This window comes from Halorubrum halodurans (genome assembly GCF_002252985.1).
Classification (GTDB): Archaea; Halobacteriota; Halobacteria; order Halobacteriales; family Haloferacaceae; genus Halorubrum; species Halorubrum halodurans.
The window spans coordinates 35,560-55,927 of record NZ_NHPJ01000104.1; the positions used below are offsets into that span (position 1 = coordinate 35,560).

At 69.8% G+C, this 20,368-nt stretch carries 23 protein-coding genes; 7 read left to right on the plus strand and 16 right to left on the minus strand.

The features are described from left to right. Positions 1-34: 34 nt before the first annotated feature. The 4 genes from arcS to DJ70_RS12180 form a co-directional block, all read right to left on the minus strand. Positions 35-1,855, minus strand: a complete 1,821-nt coding sequence (gene arcS, locus DJ70_RS12165) for an archaeosine synthase subunit alpha (RefSeq protein WP_094533381.1) — start codon at positions 1,853-1,855, stop codon at positions 35-37. Between the two features lie 139 nt (positions 1,856-1,994). Further along, positions 1,995-2,879, minus strand: a complete 885-nt coding sequence (locus DJ70_RS12170; RefSeq protein WP_094533383.1) for a substrate-binding domain-containing protein — start codon at positions 2,877-2,879, stop codon at positions 1,995-1,997. 238 nt (positions 2,880-3,117) lie between these two features. After that, a complete protein-coding gene (idsA3, locus tag DJ70_RS12175; RefSeq protein WP_094533385.1) occupies positions 3,118-4,164 on the minus strand; it encodes a geranylfarnesyl diphosphate synthase in 1,047 nt (348 codons plus the stop codon). Then, complete coding sequence (locus tag DJ70_RS12180; protein WP_094533387.1) at positions 4,161-5,513, minus strand: ribonuclease J; 1,353 nt, start codon at positions 5,511-5,513, stop codon at positions 4,161-4,163. The genes idsA3 and DJ70_RS12180 overlap by 4 nt, the downstream gene beginning before the upstream one ends. Before the next feature lie 304 nt (positions 5,514-5,817). Here DJ70_RS12180 and DJ70_RS12185 point away from each other — a divergent pair, with 304 nt between their 5' ends. Both DJ70_RS12185 and DJ70_RS12190 read left to right on the plus strand, forming a co-directional pair. Further along, positions 5,818-6,060, plus strand: coding sequence for an LSM domain-containing protein (locus DJ70_RS12185; protein ID WP_094533389.1), 243 nt, complete (start codon positions 5,818-5,820; stop codon positions 6,058-6,060). Continuing rightward, positions 6,057-6,233 (plus strand): 50S ribosomal protein L37e, encoded by a 177-nt coding sequence (locus tag DJ70_RS12190; RefSeq protein ID WP_094533391.1) that lies wholly within the window; start codon positions 6,057-6,059, stop codon positions 6,231-6,233. The genes DJ70_RS12185 and DJ70_RS12190 overlap by 4 nt, the downstream gene beginning before the upstream one ends. A 52-nt stretch (positions 6,234-6,285) precedes the next feature. On the opposite strand, the gene DJ70_RS12195 is transcribed toward DJ70_RS12190, so the two are convergent. From DJ70_RS12195 to DJ70_RS12220, 6 genes are all read right to left on the minus strand, one after another. Beyond that, complete coding sequence (locus DJ70_RS12195) at positions 6,286-6,489, minus strand: hypothetical protein (RefSeq protein ID WP_094533393.1); 204 nt, start codon at positions 6,487-6,489, stop codon at positions 6,286-6,288. A 5-nt stretch (positions 6,490-6,494) separates the two neighbouring features. Further along, positions 6,495-6,695 (minus strand): hypothetical protein, encoded by a 201-nt coding sequence (locus DJ70_RS12200; RefSeq protein ID WP_094533395.1) that lies wholly within the window; start codon positions 6,693-6,695, stop codon positions 6,495-6,497. A 45-nt stretch (positions 6,696-6,740) separates the two neighbouring features. Further along, positions 6,741-7,799, minus strand: a complete 1,059-nt coding sequence (locus DJ70_RS12205) for a deoxyhypusine synthase (protein ID WP_094533397.1) — start codon at positions 7,797-7,799, stop codon at positions 6,741-6,743. Positions 7,800-7,888: 89 nt separating this feature from the next. Beyond that, positions 7,889-8,161, minus strand: coding sequence for a ubiquitin-like small modifier protein 1 (locus DJ70_RS12210; protein ID WP_094533399.1), 273 nt, complete (start codon positions 8,159-8,161; stop codon positions 7,889-7,891). A 25-nt stretch (positions 8,162-8,186) separates the two neighbouring features. After that, entirely contained in the window at positions 8,187-9,503 is a 1,317-nt protein-coding gene (locus tag DJ70_RS12215; protein ID WP_094533401.1) for a cation:proton antiporter regulatory subunit, read from the minus strand. Further along, positions 9,500-10,792, minus strand: coding sequence for a potassium channel family protein (locus tag DJ70_RS12220; RefSeq protein ID WP_094533403.1), 1,293 nt, complete (start codon positions 10,790-10,792; stop codon positions 9,500-9,502). The genes DJ70_RS12215 and DJ70_RS12220 overlap by 4 nt, the downstream gene beginning before the upstream one ends. A gap of 126 nt (positions 10,793-10,918) precedes the next feature. Between DJ70_RS12220 and DJ70_RS12225 the strand changes: the two genes are divergently transcribed. Beyond that, positions 10,919-12,085 carry an NAD-binding protein gene (locus DJ70_RS12225; protein WP_094533405.1) on the plus strand — a complete coding sequence of 389 codons (1,167 nt, stop codon included), beginning with the start codon at positions 10,919-10,921 and terminating at the stop codon, positions 12,083-12,085. Between the two features lie 4 nt (positions 12,086-12,089). On the opposite strand, the gene DJ70_RS12230 is transcribed toward DJ70_RS12225, so the two are convergent. The 6 genes from DJ70_RS12230 to sdhC all read right to left on the minus strand — a co-directional run bounded on the left by DJ70_RS12230 (position 12,090) and on the right by sdhC (position 16,852). Beyond that, the gene (locus DJ70_RS12230; RefSeq protein WP_094533407.1) at positions 12,090-12,725 is read right to left on the minus strand and encodes a uracil-DNA glycosylase; all 636 of its coding nucleotides are present in this window, start codon (positions 12,723-12,725) and stop codon (positions 12,090-12,092) included. Between the two features lie 84 nt (positions 12,726-12,809). Continuing rightward, on the minus strand, positions 12,810-13,037 hold the full coding sequence (locus DJ70_RS12235; protein ID WP_094533409.1) for a MarR family transcriptional regulator: 228 nt from the start codon (positions 13,035-13,037) through the stop codon (positions 12,810-12,812). A 226-nt stretch (positions 13,038-13,263) separates the two neighbouring features. Next, positions 13,264-15,093: an FAD-binding protein gene (locus DJ70_RS12240; protein WP_094533411.1), complete on the minus strand. Its 1,830-nt coding sequence runs from the start codon at positions 15,091-15,093 to the stop codon at positions 13,264-13,266. Positions 15,094-15,149: 56 nt separating this feature from the next. Further along, a complete protein-coding gene (locus DJ70_RS12245; protein WP_094533413.1) occupies positions 15,150-16,046 on the minus strand; it encodes a succinate dehydrogenase/fumarate reductase iron-sulfur subunit in 897 nt (298 codons plus the stop codon). 7 nt (positions 16,047-16,053) lie between these two features. Further along, positions 16,054-16,425 carry a succinate dehydrogenase gene (locus tag DJ70_RS12250; RefSeq protein ID WP_094533415.1) on the minus strand — a complete coding sequence of 124 codons (372 nt, stop codon included), beginning with the start codon at positions 16,423-16,425 and terminating at the stop codon, positions 16,054-16,056. 1 nt (position 16,426) lies between these two features. Further along, positions 16,427-16,852 carry a succinate dehydrogenase, cytochrome b556 subunit gene (gene sdhC, locus DJ70_RS12255; protein ID WP_094533417.1) on the minus strand — a complete coding sequence of 142 codons (426 nt, stop codon included), beginning with the start codon at positions 16,850-16,852 and terminating at the stop codon, positions 16,427-16,429. A 188-nt stretch (positions 16,853-17,040) separates the two neighbouring features. Here sdhC and DJ70_RS12260 point away from each other — a divergent pair, with 188 nt between their 5' ends. From DJ70_RS12260 to DJ70_RS12275, 4 genes are all read left to right on the plus strand, one after another. Beyond that, on the plus strand, positions 17,041-17,235 hold the full coding sequence (locus tag DJ70_RS12260; RefSeq protein WP_004046659.1) for a cold-shock protein: 195 nt from the start codon (positions 17,041-17,043) through the stop codon (positions 17,233-17,235). 178 nt (positions 17,236-17,413) lie between these two features. Further along, on the plus strand, positions 17,414-18,166 hold the full coding sequence (locus DJ70_RS12265; protein ID WP_094533419.1) for a TetR/AcrR family transcriptional regulator: 753 nt from the start codon (positions 17,414-17,416) through the stop codon (positions 18,164-18,166). A gap of 47 nt (positions 18,167-18,213) precedes the next feature. Then, positions 18,214-19,617, plus strand: a complete 1,404-nt coding sequence (locus DJ70_RS12270) for an MFS transporter (protein ID WP_094533421.1) — start codon at positions 18,214-18,216, stop codon at positions 19,615-19,617. Between the two features lie 191 nt (positions 19,618-19,808). Next, entirely contained in the window at positions 19,809-20,285 is a 477-nt protein-coding gene (locus DJ70_RS12275; protein WP_094533423.1) for a 50S ribosomal protein L11, read from the plus strand. The last annotated feature ends 83 nt before the right edge of the window (positions 20,286-20,368 follow it).

Genomic DNA, 20,368 nt, shown 5'->3' on the forward strand with positions numbered 1-20,368 from the left:
GGAGCGACCGCCGGAGTGCCGGGGTGCCGTCCGCCTACTTCTCCTCGACGTGTCGCACCGCGCCGGCGACGCCGCGGGTCGACTCGACCATCTCCGGGCCGGACATCTCCGCGCGGCCGACCGCGAACGCCCTCGGCCCCTCGACGACCACCTCGTCGCCGACGCGGATCCCGTCGTCGGCGTCGATCACCCCCGGCGCGAGCACGGAACCGTGCGGCACGAACCCGTCGATCGCGACGCGCTTCGTCGGGGCGTCGCTCTCGACCCAGCGCCGCGCGCCGGCGAGGGTAAACGAGAGGGTGCCGTACTGGGGGACCATCGTCGCGAGCTGTTCGCCCGGCTCGCCCTCGCGGCCGGCGTCGGGGTCGTCGCCCCACACCTGGAGCTTGGGATAGCGGCCCGTGGTCCGGATCGCGTCGCCGGCGTCGCTCGCGCCGCCCCCGGAGCCGTCGAAGAGGTCGTCGCCCGCGCCGTCGCCGAACAGGTAGTCGGCGATCGCCTTCACCGTGTTGTGCTCGCGCTCGCGCTTACTGTAGGCGGGCTCGCCGGAGAGCGCGGCGTTCAACTCCCCGAGCGACTCGTCGGTCGTCGGATGGTCGACGCAGGTGTACTCGAAGGGGACGTCGATATCGGGGTCGGCCTTGACGCGCTCGCATACCTCGCGGTAGCCGTGATCCGGGACGTGCGCGATCACGCGGGAGTACTCGTTACGCGTCAGGTACCGCCGGAGCACCTCGGCGACGAACCCGATCTCGTCCTCGCTCCAGTCGCCGGTGACCACCGAATCGTAGTGTTGGGCCGGGTACGTCGTCTCCAGCTCCTGGGGCACGACGCCGATCGGCGAGGTCATCGAGACGGTGTGGCCGCGCCACTTCACCGCGTCGTGGAACTGCCGGTGGCTCTGGGAGTCGCTGTACGGCTTCGTCGCCGAGCAGGGGACCAGAACCAGCGGCTGGTCCGTGAATCGATTGCGGTAGCGGCTCGTGACGCGGTCCGCGAAGCGCCGGATCTCGACGCGGTCGAGCGTCTCGGCGGTCGCGGCCGTCACCTCGGCGTCGCGCATCAGGGGCGTCCGTTCCTCGAGGTAGCCCCACTGGTCGTCGAACTCGCGGAAGGCGGCGGTGAGCCACTGCTCGTGGCGAGCCTGCCCCTCGACGTAGTCCCGCAGGCGACCGGCCCGGATCCGCTCGCGGACGCGGCGGAGTTCGGCCTCGAGCGCGTTCACGTTGTGCTCGGCGCAGTCGGCACGGGAGAACTCCGCGCGCGGCGTCGCGCAGGCCGGACAGGCGCAGGGCAGCTCCTCGAGGTCCTCGAGGAAGTGCTCGGCGTCGGCGGTGAGGTACCGGCCCTGCGTCCCCTTCGTCCGCGCGAGCGAGGCGTCGACGAGGTCGACGCCGGCGTACGCGAGGAGGGCGACGTTCAGGGGCGTGGCGACGCCCGAGAGGTACAGCGCGGTGTCGGCCGGCAGCGCCGATTTCGCGGACAGGATCGCGTCGCGGAACGCCTCGCCGTGGCCGACGAACCCCGAGGCGTCCGCGAGGAGGTACGCGTCGGCTCCCACGTCACGCGGCGTCTCGGCGTCGACCACCGCGGCGGTCGGCGCGTCGATCGCGGGGTGATCCACCCGGAACGACTCCCGGACCTCCTCGCGGGTGCCCGCCGGGAACGATCGGTGCGGCAACACGGTGAGCGCCGCCTCGTCGCCGTCGGGCACCTCGCGGTCCGCGGTCCAGAGGCTGCCGGCGTCGGCGAGGAAGGGGTCCGCGAGCGCCGGCGTAGTCACCGGGTCGGCGAGCCGGAGCTCCCCGATCCGGGCCGCGCCGTCGCGTTCGTGGACCTCGAAGTGGTCGGTCATACGTCCCCTCGCCGGGGGACGCTCAACTCTCTTGTGTTCCGCGTTCGGACGCCGCCCTCGCCGTCGACGCCGTCCGTCCCGGTCGGGTCCCGGCGATCGGGAGGGGTCGTGAACCGCTCTGTTCGGTCCCGCGGGACCGCTATCCGCGCCAGTCGCTCGGGACGTACTGCCCGAACGCCGGGTCGGGCGAGCGCGCGAGCGGACGGAACGCGCGTTCGCCGGCCAGCCGGAAGGTCTCGATCCGTGACTGTCCCGGTCCGGTGAGGTATCCGACGTAGGACATCGCGAGCGGGTAGGTGACGTCGTGGCGGGCGGGGTTGACCGGAATGACGGCGTACTCGTTCCGGAGCAGCGGCGGCGGGTCGTCGATCCCCGAGTCGACGTGTCGAGCGAGATCGCCGTCGGTGGCCACGGCGAGGAAGGTTCCACGGTCGGTAAGGGTGTAGGCGTTCGACCGTCCGGCGACGACCAGCGTATCGCCCATTCCCTGCCCGGTTTCGAGATACCACTCGCCGGACGGACTGATGCCCGCCTTCTTCCAGATGCGCCGCTCCCGAACGTGTGTTCCCGACCGGTCACCCCGCGACACGAACGTCGCCTCCGCCTCCGCGATCGCCCGGAACGCCGGGACGGGGTCCGTTCCAGCCACGCCTGCCGGGTCGGCCGACGGCCCGACGAGCAGGAAGTCGTTGACCATCAGCCTCCGTCGGTTGACACCGTACCCGTCCGCGAGGAACTCGTCCTCCAGCGGACGGGCGTGGACGAGCACCACGTCGCAGTCGCCGTCCCTGGCGATGCGGAGCGAGGCACCCGTCCCGCGAACGACCGTCTCGACGGCCGTCCCGAACCGCGCGGCAAACTGACGGTTCAGGACGTCCAGCAGGCCGCTGTCGTACGCCGTCGTGGCCGTGGCAAGCGTTATCGTGTCGGGGGCGGACCGGCTCTCCTCGGTTCGACCCGTGCAGCCGGCCGTCGAGCCGGCACCGCCGAGGCCGAACACCTGTATGTACCGTCGACGGCGCATACCGGACGTTGTCGAATACGGCTACATAATCCTAGCGAGTAATTTATACTAATTACGTCACGGGGCGTTCTCCCCCCGTCGATCCCGTGACGACCCTCCGATCGCTCGGGACGAGATCGGACGAGCAGGAAGCGGTCGACATCGAAGGGTGGTTCGCCGACCGTTCGTCGGCGACCGACCGGAGCGGGGAGGGGCCGGCCGGTACGCGGGCGACGGAACGACGCCGATCCGGACCGTCTCAGTACCCGCGCGTGATGAGGTAGTCCGCGAGGTCCTCCAACAGCGCCCGCGAGTCGCTCTCGGGTAACACCTGGAGATGCTCCTTCGAACGGGCGGTGAGTTCCTCGGCCGTCTCGCGGGCGTACTCGATCGAGCCCGCCTCCTCGAGGACGGCCACCGCCTCGTCGACCTCGTCCTCCGTCACCTCGGCGGGCGTCTCGGCGTCGACGAGGCCGTCGACGTCGACGCCCTCCCGGCGGGCGTGAAGCGTGATCAGCGTCTCCTTGCCCTCGACGAGGTCCGACCCGCGCTGTTTGCCCAGGTCCTCGGAGGGAACGGTGAGATCGAGCACGTCGTCCTGGATCTGGAACGCGCGACCGGAGTCGATCCCGTACTGATACAGGGCGTCGGAGACCTCGTCGCCGGCGCCGAGCAGGACCGCCGCGGTCGAGGCGGCGGCCCCGTACAACACGGCGGTCTTCAACTCGACCATCTCGAGGTACTCCTCGGGGAGGATGTCGTCGCGGGACTCGAAGGCGACGTCGAGCGCCTGCCCCTCGCAGATCTCCGTACAGGTCGACGCGAGCAGCCGCATCGCCTCGAGCCCGTCGGCCGGGTCCGCGCCGGTCTCGCTCATGATCTCGAACGCCTTCGAGTAGAGCGTGTCGCCGGCGAGGATCGCCGTCGACACGTCGTACTGCTCGTGGACTGCGGGGACGCCGCGCCGCAGGTCGTCCTCGTCCATGATGTCGTCGTGGATCAGCGTGAACGACTGGATCACCTCGATCGAGACCGCCGCACGCATGACGTCGACGGGGTCGCCGGAGTGCGCGTCGAACTCGCGGAAGTCGACGCTCATCGGGTCGACCCCGGCCACGGCCTCCGCCGCCAGCGTCGTGACCGTCGGTCGGAGTCGTTTGCCGCCCGCCTCGAGGATGTATCGAGACGCCTCGTAGAGCCGCTCGGGGCGCTGTACGGGTAACTCCTCGTCGATAGCGGCGTTAACCAGGTCGCGCCGCTCGCGGATGGCGTCGAGCACCCGCGCCTCCGTCGTCTCGGTCGTCATTCGACGAGCTGGATGGTGTTGCCGTTCTGCGTGACGTGGAGGTCACGACCGAGCTTGTACCCCTGCGACTTCGCGAGGTCGACGTACGGCGAGCGACCCTTGAGGTCCTGGTGTGCCGGGAGGAGGTGTTGCGGCTGGAGCGTGTCCAGCATCTCGTAGTGCCCCTCCTCGCGGAGGTGGCCGGAGACGTGGATGTCGTCGAAGATGCGCGCGCCCTGCATCCGGAGCAGCTGCTCGGACTGGTAGCGCTGGCCCTCGTTGGTCGGCTCCGGGATGATGCCCGCGCTGAAGACGACCTTGTCGCCGTTCTCCAGCTCGTAGGGGGTCTCGCCGCGACCCATCCGGGTCAACATCGCGCGCGGCTCGCCCTGGTGGCCCGTCACGATGGGGAGGAAGTTGCCCTTCCCCTCCTTCATGATGCGCTTGAACGCGCGGTCGACGGACTTCCGGTGGCCGTACATGCCGACGTCGCCCTGGAAGTCGACGAAGTCGAGCCGTTCGGCGGTGCCCGAGTACTTCTCCATCGAGCGGCCGAGCAGCACGGGCTGGCGGCCGATCTCGCGGGCGAACTCGACGAGCGACTTCACGCGGGCGATGTGCGAGGAGAACGTCGTGGCGACGATCCCGCCGGAGTAGTCCTCGACCGACTTGAGGGTGTCGTGGAGGTGCTTCCGCGCGACCGACTCGGAGGGCGTGCGGCCCTTCCGGCCCGCGTTCGTACAGTCCTCGATGTAACAGAGGACGCCCTCGTCCTGGCGGCCGATCTCCGCGAACCGGTCCATGTCGATCGGGTCGCCGATGACCGGCGTGTGGTCCATCCGCTTGTCGAGCCCGTAGACGATCGCGCCCTCGGGCGTGTGGAGGACCGGGTTGATCGCGTCGATGATCGAGTGGGTGACGTTGACGAACTCCATCTCGACCTGCTCGGAGTCGCCGATGGCCATCGTGCCGCCGGCCTCCATCTTCACGAGGTCGTTGTCGACCTGGAACTTGCCCTCGTCGGAGATCTGCTGTTTGACTAACTCGATCGTGTACGGCGAGGCGACCACCGGCGCGTCGTACCGGTGGGCGAGCTTCGGGATCGCCGCGATGTGGTCGAGGTGACCGTGCGTCGGGACGATCGCCTGGACGTCGCCCTCCAGGTCGCTCATGATCCGGTCGTCCGGGATCGCGCCCATGTCGATCAAATCGAGGCTGTGCATCTTCTCGGTCTCCACGTTGTCGTGGATGAGGACCTTACTGAGGTTCAGGCCCATGTCGAAGATGACGATGTCCTCGCCCGCACGGACCGCCGTCATCTGTCGACCGACCTCTTCGTATCCGCCGATTGTCGCGATTTCGATTTCCATGGTGTGTGTCTTCGAGCGCCAGTTTCCCGGCGCTCCGTCACTGATTCCCCGCAAAGGAGCCGTCAGCCCCGGCGTCTAACCGCGTGTCGGTGAAGGCCCCGCTACGGCCGAGCCGGCGTCGGCTCACCGTGTCCCGCGGGAGTGTGGTGTTCGCCGATACACCGTGGCGTGTTAAAAACGTCCGGGTTCGGCGGCGCGGCGCGGGAACGGATCCGCCGGGAGCGTGAGAGAGACCCCCCTCGCGTTCCGCCGGAGGCGCCCGCCTCCCGGTATTTTTAATAGTACGACGGGAGGCGTACGAACGATGAGTGGACGACCCCTCGACGTGCTCGAAGCGTCGCTCGAGGACCCCGTGACGGTACACCTCAAGGACGGTACGACCTACTACGGCGTCCTTGCCGGCTACGACCAGCACATGAACGTCGTCATCGAACCCGAGGCGGGCGTGAGCGACCGCGTCGAGGACGATCTCGACGGCGAGTTCGCCGTCGCGATCGAAGACACAACGATTATACGCGGCGATAACGTCGTTTCCATCAAAGCATGACCGGCTCCGGTACGCCCTCTCAAGGGAAGAAGAACAAGACGGTTCACGTGAAGTGCCGCCGCTGTGGCGAGAAGTCCTACCACCTCACGAAGGAGCGGTGCTCCTCGTGCGGCTTCGGGGAGTCCGCGAAGCGACGCGACTACGCCTGGCAGTCGAAGGCCGGCGACAACTGAGCTTCCTCGTTTCTCCGTCTCGACCCGCGTTCCGGCAGCCGCCGGCCCGCTCTCAGCCGTCGGTCGGGGGGTTCACGAAGAGCCCCTCGAGCAGCGGCGGGACGCAGGCGACCGAGGCGCTCGCGGTGGCCCCGGTCCAGGTGTCGAACGTCAGGGCGCCGACGGCGTAGCCGCCGAGAAACAGGAGCGGCATACAGACGAGTACCAGGTCGGCTCGCGAGAGCGTCGTCGGTCCGTGGGAGCGTCCCTCCGCCATCGGCGTCACTCCATGTACCCCAGCTCCCGGAGCTTCCGGGCGATCCGTTTCGCCTCCGCGTCGCCGATCTCGTCGTCGGCCTCCATCTCTCGAACGACGACGTGTTTCACGAACTCCTTGACGGAGCCGAACGGCTCGTCCTCGATGTACGCCTCGACGTCGGCGACGAACTCCTTGCGCAGCGAGATCGTCGTGTACTCGCTCATGTGCCGGGAAGGGTCGCCCGGCCACAAAAGTCTAATTACATCTAATTACCGGCGATCGGGCCCTCCTGAGTCCTCCTGCTCCACGCGCTCGCGGGCGGCGGCGACCAGCAGCGGGAGCATCACCGTCGCGTCGCCGTAGACGGAGGCGTTGCGGGCGTCGGTCTCGAGTTTCCCCCACGAGCGCGCCTCCTCCAGGGTCGCCCCCGAGAGCCCGCCCGTCGCCTCCGGATCCATCGTGACTTGAACCGCGTAGTCGTACGCCCGCGGCGTGACGAGCATCGTCTGGAGCGTGAAGTTCTTGGGCACGCCGCCGCCGACGAGCAGACAGCCCGCGTCATCGGCGTCGAAGGCGACGTCCGTCAGCCCGGTCATGTCCGCCAGCGCGTCGAGCGTGAAGTCGGCCGTCTGGGCGTACATCCACGCCTGGAGGCCCAACACGGAGTCTTGGACGGCCGGACAGTAGACGGGGACGTCCGCCTCGTAGGCGGCGGCGGCGACGCCGGCGTCCTCGGCGACGTCCTCGCGCTCGTTCACCTCGGCGTTCGCCCGGCCGAGTTCGGCACACAGCTCCGCTATCGACACCGACCCCTCCCCGTCGAGCGCCGGAAACACCTCCTCGCGGAGGTGTCCCTCGAACTCGGCGAAGTGCTCCTGGGGCAGATAGACGTTGTAGATGCGGTCGACGCCCTCCTCGCGGAGCCCCTCGTCGTGTTCGCGCAGGCTCTTCTCTGGGTCGTGCGTGCGGCCGTGGTGGTGTTTTCCGCCGATCGCCTCGATCGTGTCGTGGGTGAGGTTCGCGCCCGTCGTCACCAGCACGTCGACGTAGCCGTCGGCGATCAGATCCGAGACGATCCGACGCATCCCGGCGGGCACCATCGCGCCCGCGAGCGAGAGGAAGACCGTACAGTCGTCGTTTCCGAACATCTCCGCAAGCACGTCGCCCGCCTCGTGGACGGCGGCCGCGCCGATCCCGGCCTCGCCGTACGTCTCGAGGAGGTCCCCGACGGTCATCCCCGAGCCGACGTGCGCGTGGCCGACCGGGTCCTCGTCGAACTCCTCGCGGTGGGGGTGGCCGTCGCCGTCCGCCTCGTGGTCGTCGCTCATGCTCGCCACTGCGACGCGGGACCGTTTGAAACGCCCGATCGGTTCGCCCGGCGGCGTCGTCGGATCGTCGGACGCCCGACTCGATCCCGTTATCCCCCGCTCACGGGCGGGAACAGCGCGAGCTCGTCGCCGGCCTCGAGGGCCGTCTCCATCCCCTCCTCGTGGTGGACGTTGCTCCCGTTGCGGAGCACGTTGATGTGGTCCGCCACCTCGCCGTCCTCGAGCACGCGGTCGCGAAGGTCCGGGTGCGCCTCGAGGAGGGCCTCGAACGCGTCTCCGACCGTGTCGCCCGGTTCGGCGTCGACCGCGACGACGCGGTCGCCGGCGATCTCCGCGAGGTCCGCGAACAGCTTCCACTCCATACCCGATCCCCGCGGGGGCGCGTCATTAGCGTTGTGTCCCGTCCCCGCCCGCCGGATCGCCCTCGGACTCCACGACGGCGCCGGCGTCGGCCGTGGAGTCCGCCCCGCCGGCATCGTGGCGTTCCTTCGCGCCTCCGCCGCGGGATTCCTCCGCGCCTCCGCCGCCCTCGACGGGCGACGCGCCCGCCTCGAACCGCCGGATCGCGTCCGGCCGCCCGACGAGGAACGCGGTGTCGCCGGCCGCGAACGCGTACGCCCGCCGCGGGATCGGCTGGACCGCCCCCTCGAGAGGACGGACCGCGGCGACGACCGCGCTCACCTCGCCGACGGTCGTGCCGACGAGGTCGGCACCGTCCTCGACGGTCACCGTCGCCATCGTCTCGTCGGCGTTCCGGAGCAGCGAGGCGAACTCCCGGTCGGCCTGCGGCTCCGTCGGCAGCGTCACCAGTCGATACCCCCCCTCGGGGGAGAGCGCCTCCGCGTCGGACTCGTCGAGCGCGACCGTGGCGACGTCCCCGGCGACGCCCCGCAGCTCGCCGGTCGCGACGCGCGCCGACGCCGGCTCCGTCCGCCAGATCTGGACCATGTCGCCGGCGGTCGCGTTGTTCGGCGGGTCCGCGGAGAGCGCGACCGCGACTCGACCGGGCGCGAGCGTCGGGCCGAGCCCGGTCACCCGCGACCCGACCGCGAAGTACTCGAGCGTCCCGTCCTCGGCGACGTCGACGTCGACGTAGCCGACCCCGTAGTCCGTCTTCACCCGCTCGACGAGGCGCTCGCGGAGCTGTTCGACCGTGAGCCCGCGACCGAATATCAGCGTCCGGTCGGCCATCTCGGCCTTCTTTTCGGGCGAGACCGGCTCGTAGGTGTCCACGTCCTCGATCTCGTCGGCGGCCGGCAGCGTGACGGGCGTCATCCGCCCCACCGTCCTGACGAACCGGCTCATCTCCCCCTCGATCCCCTTGACTCCCGACAGCGCGAAGACGTCGACGGCGAGCCGGTCGCCCGCGTACCTGCCGGCCGGCGAGACGACCGCCGCGAGCGCGAGCGCGGCCACGTTGAACACGACGGTCTCGACGGTGAGCAGCTCGGCCGTCTCCGCGCTGACGAGCGTCCCCAGCGACGTGGTGTTGAGGTACAGCGCGACGATCGAGACGCCGAGCAGGACCGCGACGCCCTCCGGGATCGCCGCCCGGAAGTACCACCGGTAGACGAGCGCGCCCGACGCCGAGACGACCGCGGCGAGGAGCGCGAACGTGACGAGCGTGATCGCCGCCGCGCGCGGGTCGCCGAAGTCGACCGCGGTCGCGGTCGCCGCGGCTCCCGCGAGGACGGCCGCCGTCACGTCGCCACCTCCCCGAACCGGTCGAGCGCCTCGCGGGTGCCGACGACGAACAGCTCGTCGCCCGCCGAGAGCGGCTGGCCGCCGCCCGGCGCGACGGTCCACTTCGCGTCGTGACGCGCCGCCAGCACCGCGACGTCGTACGCCTCCCGAACGCCGACCTCGCCGATGGTGTGGCCGTCGAGCGCCCCGCCGGCGACGACGCTCACCTTCCGGAACCGCTTGCCGGCCCGGCGGAGAAGCGTCGTCAGCTCGAACTCCCGGCGCGTTCCCCGCGAGCACACGAGGACCCGCCCGCGACCGGCCCGCAACAGCGGGCCGGCCTCCGAGCGGTCGACCGCGACGGTCACGCGACCCTCGCCCCCCGTCGTCGTCCCCGTCGTCGGAGCCGGCGCGGGGGCGGCCCCCGGTTCGCCGCCGTCGGTTCGAGGATCCCCCGCCGGCCCGCCCTCCGGACGCGACCCCGTCTCCGGGTCGTCGCCCCCCGTCGTGGCCGCGGTCGACCCGCCGGCGTCGGCGGCGGGCTTCCCGCCCGACTTCGCCGCCAGGAGCGTCCCCTCGACCGTGAGGTCCGGCGTGACGACCCGGACGACGTCCCCGCGGGCGAGCCCGGTCGGCACGAGCGCGGGAATCGACACGGCTCGTTTGCCCTTCGGGACGCGCTTCGAGAGGCCGCCCGTCGGCGGGGCCGCGGTCACCGTCGCCCGCGCCTCCTCGTCGATCCGCACGCTCACGTCGACGAGCTCGAGCTCCGTCTTCAGCCGCTCGGCGAACCGCGTCTCCAGCTCCGCGAGCGGCACGTCCGCGGGGAACGTCCACTCCCCCTCGGCGATCGCCCGCCGGGTCTCGGCGGGCAGCGGCGGGTACCCCTCCATGTCGCCGACCTCGCCCGCGACGGTGACGCGGACCTGTCCGCGCCCGCCGACGAGTTCGACCACATCGGTCGAGAGGGTACGCTCGCGGAGCTTCCGGAAGGAGACGCGCTTGGGGACGTTCGCGCCGAGCTTGTCGCCCTGGGCGTGCGCGTACAGCGAGAGCATCAACACGACGAGGATCGCCGTGAGGATCGCCGGCGCGCGGTCGGAGCTGCGGATCGTCTGGTCGTTCAACGCGAGCAGTCCGCCGTTCACGCCCGCGATCGCCAGCGCGAGCGCCACGACCCCGAGTCCGGGGATCGTCACCCCCGTGAAGTACTTGAAGATGAACCCTAACACGCCGGCGATCAGCGCGGGGATGATCCCCGTGAGGACTCCCAGGTAGATGCCGAACAGGATCTCGACGGGCAGCGCCATACTCGGACGATCCCCGGAGCGGTTAAACCAGTACCGCCGCCGGCGGGTCGTCCCGGACGCGTCCGATCGGCGCCGTCCCCGCCTCGTCACGGGGGGTTTAAGTCCCGTGTCGGCCACCGGCCGGACATGGAGCGGACTCGCGAGTGGGTCTCGGTGCGAGCCTCGGTGGCGCTGACGTTCGCCGTGGCGCTGCTCTCCATCGTCGTCGGGCTGCTCCACATCAGCGGGTTCAGCGTTCAGGGGCCGCTCTCGCCGTACATTCCCGAGATCGTTCGCCGAACCGTCGGGTTCACCGGGACGATCACCGGCTTCACGATGCTCGGGAGCGGGTTCGCGCTCAGGCGCGGCTACCGCGTCGGCTGGCGCTCCGCGGCGGTCCTGCTCCCCCTGACCGCGATACAGGGACTCCTCCAGGTGTCCGTCTTCTCCCTGCCGCTGGTCGTGCTCTCGCTCGTCTCCGCCCCCGCGCTCGTGATCAACCGGGGGCGGTTCGACCGACAGTTCAGTCCGTCCCCGACGCAGCTCGCCGCCGCGGCGGCGCTCGCGGCCGCGATCTCGTACGGCACCCTGGGATCGTACGCGCTCCGCGACGAGTTCGGCAGCGTCGACACGCTCGTCGACGCGTTCTACTTCACCGTCGTCACGGCCTCGACGGTCGGCTACGGCGACGTGACGCCGGGCACACAGATCGCCAAGCTGTTCGTGCTCTCCTCGCTCGTGATGAACGTCGCCGCCTTCGCGGTCGCGCTCGGGGTCCTCCTCACGCCCGCCATCGAGGCGCAGCTCTCCAAAGCGCTCGGAAAGATGACAGAGAAACAGTTCGACCTCCTCGACGGCCACGTCCTCGTGTTGGGAACCGGGGACCTGACGGAACCGATCCTCGAAGAACTCGCGAAACGGGACGGCGTCGAACACGCCGTCGTGACGACCGACGAGACCGCCGCACGGCGGCTCGACGAGCGGTCGGTGCCCGTGCTCACCGCCGACCCGAGCGACGTGGAGCCGCTCCATCGCGCCCACATCGAGGACGCCCGCGCCGTCGTGGTCGCGACCGACGACGACGCCCGCGACGCCCTCGCGATCCTCACCGCCCGCCAGCTCAACCCCGACGTCCGGATCGTCGCCGCCGTGACCCAACGCGAGAACATCGACAAGCTCCGCCGGGCCGGCGCGGACCAGGTGATCTCGCCGGCGACGCTCGGCGGCCACATCCTCATCGACTGTGCGTTCGGCGATAACGGCGACTCGATCGGGGAGATCGCCGACGACGCGTTCGACTCCGGGAGCGAGTAGCGGCTCAGCGGCTCCGCCGACCCTTCGTCTGCCGGTAGTCCCGGCTCAACACGTTCTCGCGCATGTGGTCCACGAACGCGTCCGCCTCCCCGTCCGACATCGCGTCCGGCTCGCGCATCGGGACGATCTCGAAGCCGCGGCCCCGGATCGTCGTCGCGTGTTCGGCCTCGACGTCGAAGGAGTCGGGCCGCCGCGTCGTGTACGCCACCGCGAGCTCGCGGAGCGCTCGCCCGCCGACGGGGACGATTATCTGGGGGTTGATCATCCGTATCTCCGCGTTGAGGAACGGCTCGCAGGTCGTCACCTCCTCGTCGCTCGGCTCCCGATCGGGATGCCGACAGCGTGTCAGGTTCGTGAAGAAGACGTTCTGAACGTCCGGTTCGGCCGCGTCCGGCGACGACCTGACGAAGCCGAGGTCGGCGAAGACCGACTGGACGAGCTCGCCGCCGCCCTCGCCGGTGAAGGGGATCCCGTTCCGCTCGGCGGCCGCCGTGGGGCGCTCGCCGACGACGAGGAACTCGGCGCCCACGTCGCCGTAGCCGTGAACCACCCGATCGCGGCGGTCACACAGCTCGGGACAGTTCTCGCAGTCGGGGTCCATCCCGAACGGGTTCGCGAACTCCTCCTGGGTTGCGTCCACGGCCGTACTGGGCGCCCGGCGACCTAAAGTCTCGGGGGATCGAGGGGGAGGGGACGCGGCCGCCGGGGGAACGGCGCGGCGGCGTCAGGTCGGCGCGTAGGCGTCGCCGTCGCGGAGAACCAGGTCCTGTTTCCGCAGGGTCTTCAGGATGCTGTACAGCGACATCTTCTTCATCCCGAGCGAGTCGCCCATCTCCCCGACCGTCGCGTGCTCGTTGGTCGTCAGATAGAGGTACACCAGCTTCGCGCGCGGCGACTGTAGCTCCGGCGGGAGCGCGGGTGCCGCCGCGTACGCCGTCTCGGCTTCCATCATCCTGATCGACACCACGCATTCGACGATAATAAACCCCTATTTCAACGATCGTCGAACCAACGCGGATCGACGGTACGGGCCCCACCGAGCCGGTTCGCGTCGGATCGCGTCGACGTCGGTGTCCTCCGGGCGCGGCCGGATCGGCTGGACCCGGCCGACGCTTTCGACCGTCGACGCATGGAAAACCGTGAACGACCCGCGACGCGGCGGGAGCTCCGCCGCCGGCTCAGTACGAGCGAACCTTCGGCTCGTACGTCTTGGCCTCGCCCTCGAGGATGGCCGGCTTGTACCAGAGCTCGGGCTCGCCGTCGTTCCAGGAGACGAGCGTGTGTTTCAGCCAGTTCTCGTCGTCGCGCTCCTGGCGCTCCTTGCGCCAGTGTGCGCCGCGGAACTCCCGGCGCGCGAGCGCGCCCATCGCGAGCGCCTCCGCGATGTCGAGGATGTTCCGCGTCTCCATCGTGTGGATGAGGTCCGTGTTGAACGTCCGGGACGGGTCAGACACCGCGACCTCCGTGTACGCCTCGCGCGCCTCACGGAGGTCCTCGAGCGACCGTTTGAGGCCCTCCTCCTCGCGGAAGACGTTGACGTTGGCCGTCATCGTCTCCTGGACCTTCGAGCGGATCTCCGCGTGGTTGCGACCCTTGCGCGCGAGCAGGTCCTCGACGCGCTCGCGGGCACGCTCGATCGCCGCCTCGAGCAGCCCCTCGGCGTCCGCCGTCACGGCGCCGCCGTCGGCCGCCGCCGGGCCGCGGCCGCCGACCGCGCCCACGTCGACCTCGAACTCGTACTCCGCGGGCTCCCAGTCGCCGGTCCGGCCGGTCGGGATCTCCGCCTCGCCCATCTCCCTGCCGGCCGCGTGGTGGCCGGCGCGCTTGCCGAAGACGATGAGCTCCGGCAGGGCGTTCCCGCCGAGGCGGTTCGCGCCGTGGACCGACGCGCAGGCGCACTCGCCGGCGGCGTACAGTCCCTCGATGACGGTCTCGCCGTGCTCGTTCGTCTCGATGCCGCCCATCGCGTAGTGCTGGCCGGGCTTGACCGGCATCGGCTCCGTGAGCCCGTCGGCACCCTCGAAGTCCTCCGCGAGGTGGAGGATGTTCTCGAGCCGGTCGAGGATGCGCTCCTCGCCCAGGTGTCGCATGTCGAGGTGGACGTACTCGTCCTCGATGCCGCGGCCCTCGTTGACCTCGGTCAGCTCCGCCCGCGAGACCACGTCGCGGGAGGCGAGCTCGCCGTCGTTGTTGGCGTAGCCGTGCTCGAACATGAACCGCTCGCCCTCGCTGTTGTAGAGGATGCCGCCCTCGCCGCGAACCCCCTCCGAGATCAACACGCCCGTCGAGGGGAGCGTCGTCGGGTGGAACTGGATGAACTCCATGTCCTCCATCGGGACGCCGGCGCGGTAGGCCATCGCGACCCCGTCGCCCGTGTTCGCGACCGCGTTCGTGGTGTGGTCGAACACCTGCCCCATCCCGCCGGTGGCCAGGATGACGCCGCCGTTCGCGCGGAACCCGTCGACCTCGCCGCGCTGGATGTCGTAGGCGACGACGCCGTGACAGGTCCGGTCGGCGGGGTCGTCCTCGTCGGTGACGACCAGATCCATCACGTGCCACTCGTCGTACACCGTGATCCCGCGTTTGACCACCTGCTCGTACATCGTGTGGAGCATCTGGTGGCCCGTCTCAGCGCCCGCGTACGTCGTGCGCGGGAACGAGAGCCCGCCGAACGGGCGCTGGGAGACGCGTCCGTCGTCCTCGCGCGAGAACGGCATCCCCCAGTGTTCGAGCTGGATCACTTCCTCGGGGCTCTCCTTACAGAGCGCCTCGACCGCCGGGGCGTCCCCGAGGTAGTCGGATCCCTTCATCGTGTCGTACGCGTGGTCCTCCCAGGAGTCCGCGTCCCGGAGCGCCGCGTTGATTCCGCCCTCCGCCGCGCCGGTGTGTGACCGCACCGGGTGTAGCTTCGAGACGATCGCCACGTCGGCTCCCTCCTCCTGTGCCGCTATCGCCGCGCGGAGGCCCGCCCCGCCCGCGCCGACGACGACGACGTCGTGTTCGTACATGGTGTGTGATATGGTAGTTCGTTAGTGTTGGTCCGTCTTGATACTGTCTCCGACCGTCACCAGAACTTGAGGTTGTTCTTGACGGCCTCGCGTTTCAGCTCCTGGATGTGCTCGGTGAGCGGGATGTCCTTCGGACACACCTCCGTACAGGAGAACTGGGTCTGACACCGCCAGACGCCGTGCTCCTGCTCGATGATCTCCAGGCGCTTCTGTTTGACGTCCTCGCCCTCCCGCTCGTCCATCGCGAACCGGTACGCCTTGTTGATCGCGGCGGGGCCGAGGTACTCGTTGTCGCCGGCGGCGATGTTACACGAGGACATACACGCGCTACACCAGATACACCGGGTGGACATCTTGATCTTCTCGCGGTTCTCCCTGCTCTGGCGCTGCTCCTCCAGCTCGCCGTCGGGATACTCGTTCGTCTGGAAGTACGGCTCGACCGCCTCCATCTGGTCGTAGAAGTGCTCCATGTCGACGACGAGGTCCTTCGTCACCTCGGCGTGCGGCAGGGGTTCCACGCGGATCGGCTCCTCGAGCTCGTCGATCTGCGTCTTACACGCGAGCTTCTGGCCGCCGTTGACGAACATCGCGTCCGACCCGCACACCGCCTGCCGGCAGGAGTGACGGAACGTGAGCGAGGAGTCGTACGTGTCGCGCGCGTACATCAGCGCGTCGAGGACGGTCATCCCCTTCGTGAACGGGACGTGGAAGGTGTCGAAGCGCGGCTCCTGTTTCCCCTCGACGTCGGGGTCGTACCGGAACACGCGCAACTCGACGGTGTTCTCGTCGGCCGCCGCCTTCTCGGCCTCCTCGGCCTCGCGCTGGCGGCGCCGCTCGTCGGCCCGTCGACGCTTCTCCGCGCGGCGCTCGTCCCCCTTCGAGGGGACCTCCGACTCGGTTTCGGCAGCCGTCTCCTCCGTTTTCTCGGTCTGTTTGGGTATCTGCGTGCTCATGGTTCGATCAGTAGAGCGGGATCCCCGCCCACGCGTTCGCGGTCCGGATCCCCTGGACGATCAGGACGACGCTCGCGGCGACGAGCGTCCACTTGATGACGGTGCGTTTCGTTCCCGTGAGGCCCTGGTTGACGAGCGCGTTGTAGACGCCGTTGACGCCGTGGAACGTCGCCGTCAGGAGGAACAACACCATGAGCGAGTAGTAGCTCATGGTCTCCATCCGGCCGGCGCTCATCAGGAAGGACACCTCGTCCGCGTGGTGGACGAAGTGTAACAGGAAGAAGTGGAACGCCAACACGACGAGCAGGAACGCGGCCGTGATCCGCTGGAGCAGCCACATCCGTCCGCCCTTGTCGAACGAGGAGTAGCGCTGTGCCATCTCAGAACGCCCCCGCGATGAACGTCGGCACCGACGCGACCGTGATGGCCCCCGTCAGGATCAGCGACGCGTAGAAGCTCTTGTCCTGTGACTCCAGTCCGACCCCGAGGTCGACCAACAGCAGGCGCGCCCCGTTGAGCATGTGGAACACGGCGACGGAGAGCAGCCCGACCTCGAGGACTCGAACCAGAAGCAGGCCCTCGAGCGAGACGATCGTCTGGGTGTACACGTCGTTGCCCGCCTGGAGCACGGCCGTCTCCGCACCCGACGCGGGGATCGCCGTGCTCAGGACGGCGATGTGGGTGAAGAGATACCCGATGAGCACCCATCCCGTAAACTTATGAAATATCCACGCCCACATGCCGGCCTCGAACTCCCGCCACCGGCTGAAGTCCTCGATGAGGCCTCGATTGTACGACTGACTCATACGTGGGACCTCGGTACCGCGGTCGTATAGTAGTTACTACCACGGCCGATCGCTGCCGCCGACCCTCGCGGGATCGGGGTTCGCGTCCCACGCGCCGGCCGGCCGCGACGGGACCGTGTGACAGCCGTTGACGCGCACGGATCGCTCGCGGAAGCCTTTTATGTGCCCCTCTCGCCAGTACGGACGCAATGGCGAAAGGCGAAGTTGATTTCTTCAACGACACTGGCGGCTACGGATTCATCGAGACTGACGACGCGGACGAGGACGTGTTCTTCCACATGGAGGACGTCGGCGGCCCGGACCTGGAGGAGGGTCAGGAAGTCGAGTTCGACATCGAGGAGGCGGACAAGGGTCCGCGCGCGACGAACGTCACCCGTCTGTAAGGCGCCAGGACGTTCTGTTGTATCGGCTTTTCGACCGTTCCACGTCCGCTAGCGGCCGGACCGTGCCGGGGTTCGCCGGTCGCGGCGACCCGTCGAACCCGTCCGTCCGCGGCGGTTTCCGGCGATATCCGCCGATCACCGACAGGGCTTTGAGCCTCGCTGACTGACCGGTCAGTCAATGAGCGAGCAGCCGGGCGCGGCCGACGAGATCATGAACGGCGTCTATCGGGCGCTGTGTAAACACGGCTACGCGGCGCTCACGATGCAGGACATCGCCGACGAGTGCTCGAAGAGCAAGTCGCTTCTCCACTACCACTACGACACGAAGGAGGACCTCCTCGTGGCGTTCCTCTCGCGGGTCATCTCCGACTTCGAGCGCCGCATGTCCCGCGGCGCGGACGCGCCCCCGGTGGAGCGGCTCGTCGCGTTCGTCGGCTGGTTCGTCTTCGAGCCCGCCGAGACCGATCGCGAGTCGTTCCACATCGGGCTCCTCGAGATGCGCTCGCAGGGGCCGTTCAACGACCGGATCCGCGAACAGCTGCTCCGGAGCGACCGGCTCCTGCGTGAGACGGCCGCGGACGTCCTCTCCGACGGGATCGACGCCGGCGTCTTCCGCGAGGTCGACGTCGACGAGACGGCCGCGCTCCTCGTGGCGACGCTCGACGGCGCACGGACCAGACAGATCACGCTCGGAACCGGCCTCGGCGGCGCGGCGGCCGAGGGGACGACGGGCGCGGGACTCGACGGGACGGAGGTCGACTTCGCGTACACGCGGACGGTCGCGGAGGCGACGCTTCGCCGGATCGTCGAGCCGCTGCTCGCCGAGGGGGTGACGCTCCCCTCGCTCGACGACACGCTCGAGCGACTCACGGCCCGGACCGGCGAGAACCCCGCCGACGGGCCCGACCCGGAAAGCGAGGGACGCGAATGACGCGGGCGCGTTCGTCGCGCCCGCCACGTTCCGCGGGTCCGTGACCGATGAGCCGGATCCCCTCGATCGGCCTCCCACGGCTCCCGCCGGTGCTGCTCGCGGTGATCGCCAGCACGTTCTTCGTCGGGTTCGGCGGCGGCGTCGTCTTCCCCATCCTCCCGAACCTCGGCGCGGTCCTCGGCATCTCCGCGTTCATGGTCGGCGTGATCCTCTCCGCGAACCGCTGGGTTCGTCTCGTCGCCAACGCGCCCGCCGGCGCGCTCGTCGACCGCTACGGAACCCGAAAACCCTTCGTCGCCGGACTGTTCATCGAGGGGGTCGCCACCCTCGGCTACGTCGTCGCCATCGCGCTGCCGTCGGCGGAGTCGCTTCGACCGCTCGCGACGGGGCTGCCGACGGGATCGATCGGCCCGCTCGTCGTCGGCCCGAGCGAGTGGTTCGCGGCCCTCTCGGTCGCGGTCGCGCCCGAGGCGTGGTTCCTGCTGGCGCGCGTCCTCTGGGGCGTCGGGTCGGCCGCGGTGTTCGCGACCGCCTACACCATCGCCGCGGACGTCTCCGACAGCGGCTCGCGGGGGACGAACATGGGCGTCGTTCGCGGCGGCATCACGATGGGCTTTCCCGCGGGGCTCGTCCTCGGGGGGATCGTCTCCTCGCTCGCGGGCAACGTCGCGGCGTTCGTCGTCGCCGCCGCGTTCGCGCTGCTCGCGAGCGTCGTCGCCTACCGGCTCGTCCCCGAGACGCACGTGACGACGGACGGCGAGAAGCAGTCGGTCAGGCCGTGGGACATCGACACCTCGACGCCCGCGGTGACGGTCGGCCTCGTGAACTTCGGGCTGATGTTCGCGTACATCGGCGCGCTGTTCGCCACCCTCGTGTTGTTCCTCGCCGAGACGGACGTCTCGCTCCTCGGGCTCGCCCCGCAGGGCACCTCCGGGCTGTTCATGGCCGGCACCGTGGTCTCGGCGGCGGTGTTCATGTTCGCCGGCGGGCGGTTCTCCGACACCCGCGAGTCACGGACGCCGATCCTCCTCGGGTTCCTCGTCGTCTCGTTCGCCGGCTTCCTGCTTCTGGCGCGGGCCGACTCGTCGCTCGACCTCGGGCTCGCCTGCGTCGCCATCGGCGCCGGACAGGGCGGGACGAGCGGCCCCATGATGGCGCTTTTAGCCGATCTGACTCCGGACGAGCGCATGGGGCGTGCCTCCGGCACCAACAACGTCTTCGGCGACGTCGGGGGCGGGCTGGGACCGATGGTGTCGCTCCCGCTCGTCGAGAGCGTGGGCTTCGCGCCGGTCTACGCGGCGTGTGCGATGGTACCGCTCGTCGCCGGGATCGCGCTGCTCGTCGGCGTCCGGCGCGAGACGGGGACGTTCGTTCCGGGGCGCGACGCCGGGGAGTCGACCGCGGAGGAGGACGAGCCGAGCGGCGGGGAGGTCGCGCCGACCGACGCCTGACCCGCGCGGCGCGGAGCCGCGGGAGCGTGACCCACCGCCCGACCGGCGCGTCGTTCGCGTCGCCGTCAGCGAGTGGTCCGCGTCGCGGTCAGCGCGTCGTCCGCGTCGCCGTCGGACCGCCGTATGCGAACCGCTCGCGCCCGCTGGCTCAAAGAACAACCGTTAAAAGTCATCGGCGGGTTCGTACGGACATGGCTGGAACCATCGAAGCGCTCGTCCCCGGCGGGCAGGCCAACCCCGGTCCGCCGCTCGGCCCGGAGCTCGGCCCGACGCCGGTGGACGTGCAGGACGTCGTGAGCCGGATCAACGAGGAGACCGCCGCGTTCGACGGGATGGAGGTTCCCGTCACCGTCGAGTACGAGGACGACGGCACCTTCACGATCGACGTCGGCGTCCCGCCGACGGCGGAGCTGATCAAGGACGAGGCCGGCTTCGAGACGGGCTCCGGCGAGCCCCAGGAGGACTTCGTCGCCGACATGTCCGTCGAGCAGGTAAAGAAGGTCGCCGAACAGAAGTCGACCGACCTGCTGGCGTACGACACGAAGAACGCCGCCAAGGAGGTCGGCGGCACCTGCGCCTCCCTCGGCGTCACCATCGAGGGCGAGGACGCCCGGACGTTCGACGACCGCGTCGACGCCGGCGAGTACGACGACGTCCTCGAGGCGTAACGCTCCGGTTCCCCCACGCTTCCTGCGGCCGTTCGCCCGTTTCCGATCCGGTACCGGCGAGCCCCCGGCACCGACCGTCCGAA

Excerpts from the sequence above, each read along its gene's own strand:
- DJ70_RS12185 (WP_094533389.1), top strand. The coding sequence starts at position 5,818 with ATGAGTGGACGACCCCTCGACGTGCTCGAAGCGTCGCTCGAGGACCCC.
- DJ70_RS12205 (WP_094533397.1), bottom strand. The coding sequence starts at position 7,799 with ATGAGCGACGACCACGAGGCGGACGGCGACGGCCACCCCCACCGCGAG.
- arcS (WP_094533381.1), bottom strand. The coding sequence starts at position 1,855 with ATGACCGACCACTTCGAGGTCCACGAACGCGACGGCGCGGCCCGGATC.
- DJ70_RS12240 (WP_094533411.1), bottom strand. The coding sequence starts at position 15,093 with ATGTACGAACACGACGTCGTCGTCGTCGGCGCGGGCGGGGCGGGCCTC.
- DJ70_RS12170 (WP_094533383.1), bottom strand. The coding sequence starts at position 2,879 with ATGCGCCGTCGACGGTACATACAGGTGTTCGGCCTCGGCGGTGCCGGC.
- DJ70_RS12250 (WP_094533415.1), bottom strand. The coding sequence starts at position 16,425 with ATGGCACAGCGCTACTCCTCGTTCGACAAGGGCGGACGGATGTGGCTG.
- DJ70_RS12235 (WP_094533409.1), bottom strand. The coding sequence starts at position 13,037 with ATGATGGAAGCCGAGACGGCGTACGCGGCGGCACCCGCGCTCCCGCCG.
- DJ70_RS12225 (WP_094533405.1), top strand. The coding sequence starts at position 10,919 with ATGGAGCGGACTCGCGAGTGGGTCTCGGTGCGAGCCTCGGTGGCGCTG.
- DJ70_RS12220 (WP_094533403.1), bottom strand. The coding sequence starts at position 10,792 with ATGGCGCTGCCCGTCGAGATCCTGTTCGGCATCTACCTGGGAGTCCTC.
- DJ70_RS12190 (WP_094533391.1), top strand. The coding sequence starts at position 6,057 with ATGACCGGCTCCGGTACGCCCTCTCAAGGGAAGAAGAACAAGACGGTT.
- DJ70_RS12270 (WP_094533421.1), top strand. The coding sequence starts at position 18,214 with ATGAGCCGGATCCCCTCGATCGGCCTCCCACGGCTCCCGCCGGTGCTG.
- DJ70_RS12265 (WP_094533419.1), top strand. The coding sequence starts at position 17,414 with ATGAGCGAGCAGCCGGGCGCGGCCGACGAGATCATGAACGGCGTCTAT.
- DJ70_RS12275 (WP_094533423.1), top strand. The coding sequence starts at position 19,809 with ATGGCTGGAACCATCGAAGCGCTCGTCCCCGGCGGGCAGGCCAACCCC.
- idsA3 (WP_094533385.1), bottom strand. The coding sequence starts at position 4,164 with ATGACGACCGAGACGACGGAGGCGCGGGTGCTCGACGCCATCCGCGAG.
- DJ70_RS12245 (WP_094533413.1), bottom strand. The coding sequence starts at position 16,046 with ATGAGCACGCAGATACCCAAACAGACCGAGAAAACGGAGGAGACGGCT.
- DJ70_RS12195 (WP_094533393.1), bottom strand. The coding sequence starts at position 6,489 with ATGGCGGAGGGACGCTCCCACGGACCGACGACGCTCTCGCGAGCCGAC.
- DJ70_RS12260 (WP_004046659.1), top strand. The coding sequence starts at position 17,041 with ATGGCGAAAGGCGAAGTTGATTTCTTCAACGACACTGGCGGCTACGGA.
- DJ70_RS12210 (WP_094533399.1), bottom strand. The coding sequence starts at position 8,161 with ATGGAGTGGAAGCTGTTCGCGGACCTCGCGGAGATCGCCGGCGACCGC.
- DJ70_RS12200 (WP_094533395.1), bottom strand. The coding sequence starts at position 6,695 with ATGAGCGAGTACACGACGATCTCGCTGCGCAAGGAGTTCGTCGCCGAC.
- sdhC (WP_094533417.1), bottom strand. The coding sequence starts at position 16,852 with ATGAGTCAGTCGTACAATCGAGGCCTCATCGAGGACTTCAGCCGGTGG.
- DJ70_RS12180 (WP_094533387.1), bottom strand. The coding sequence starts at position 5,513 with ATGGAAATCGAAATCGCGACAATCGGCGGATACGAAGAGGTCGGTCGA.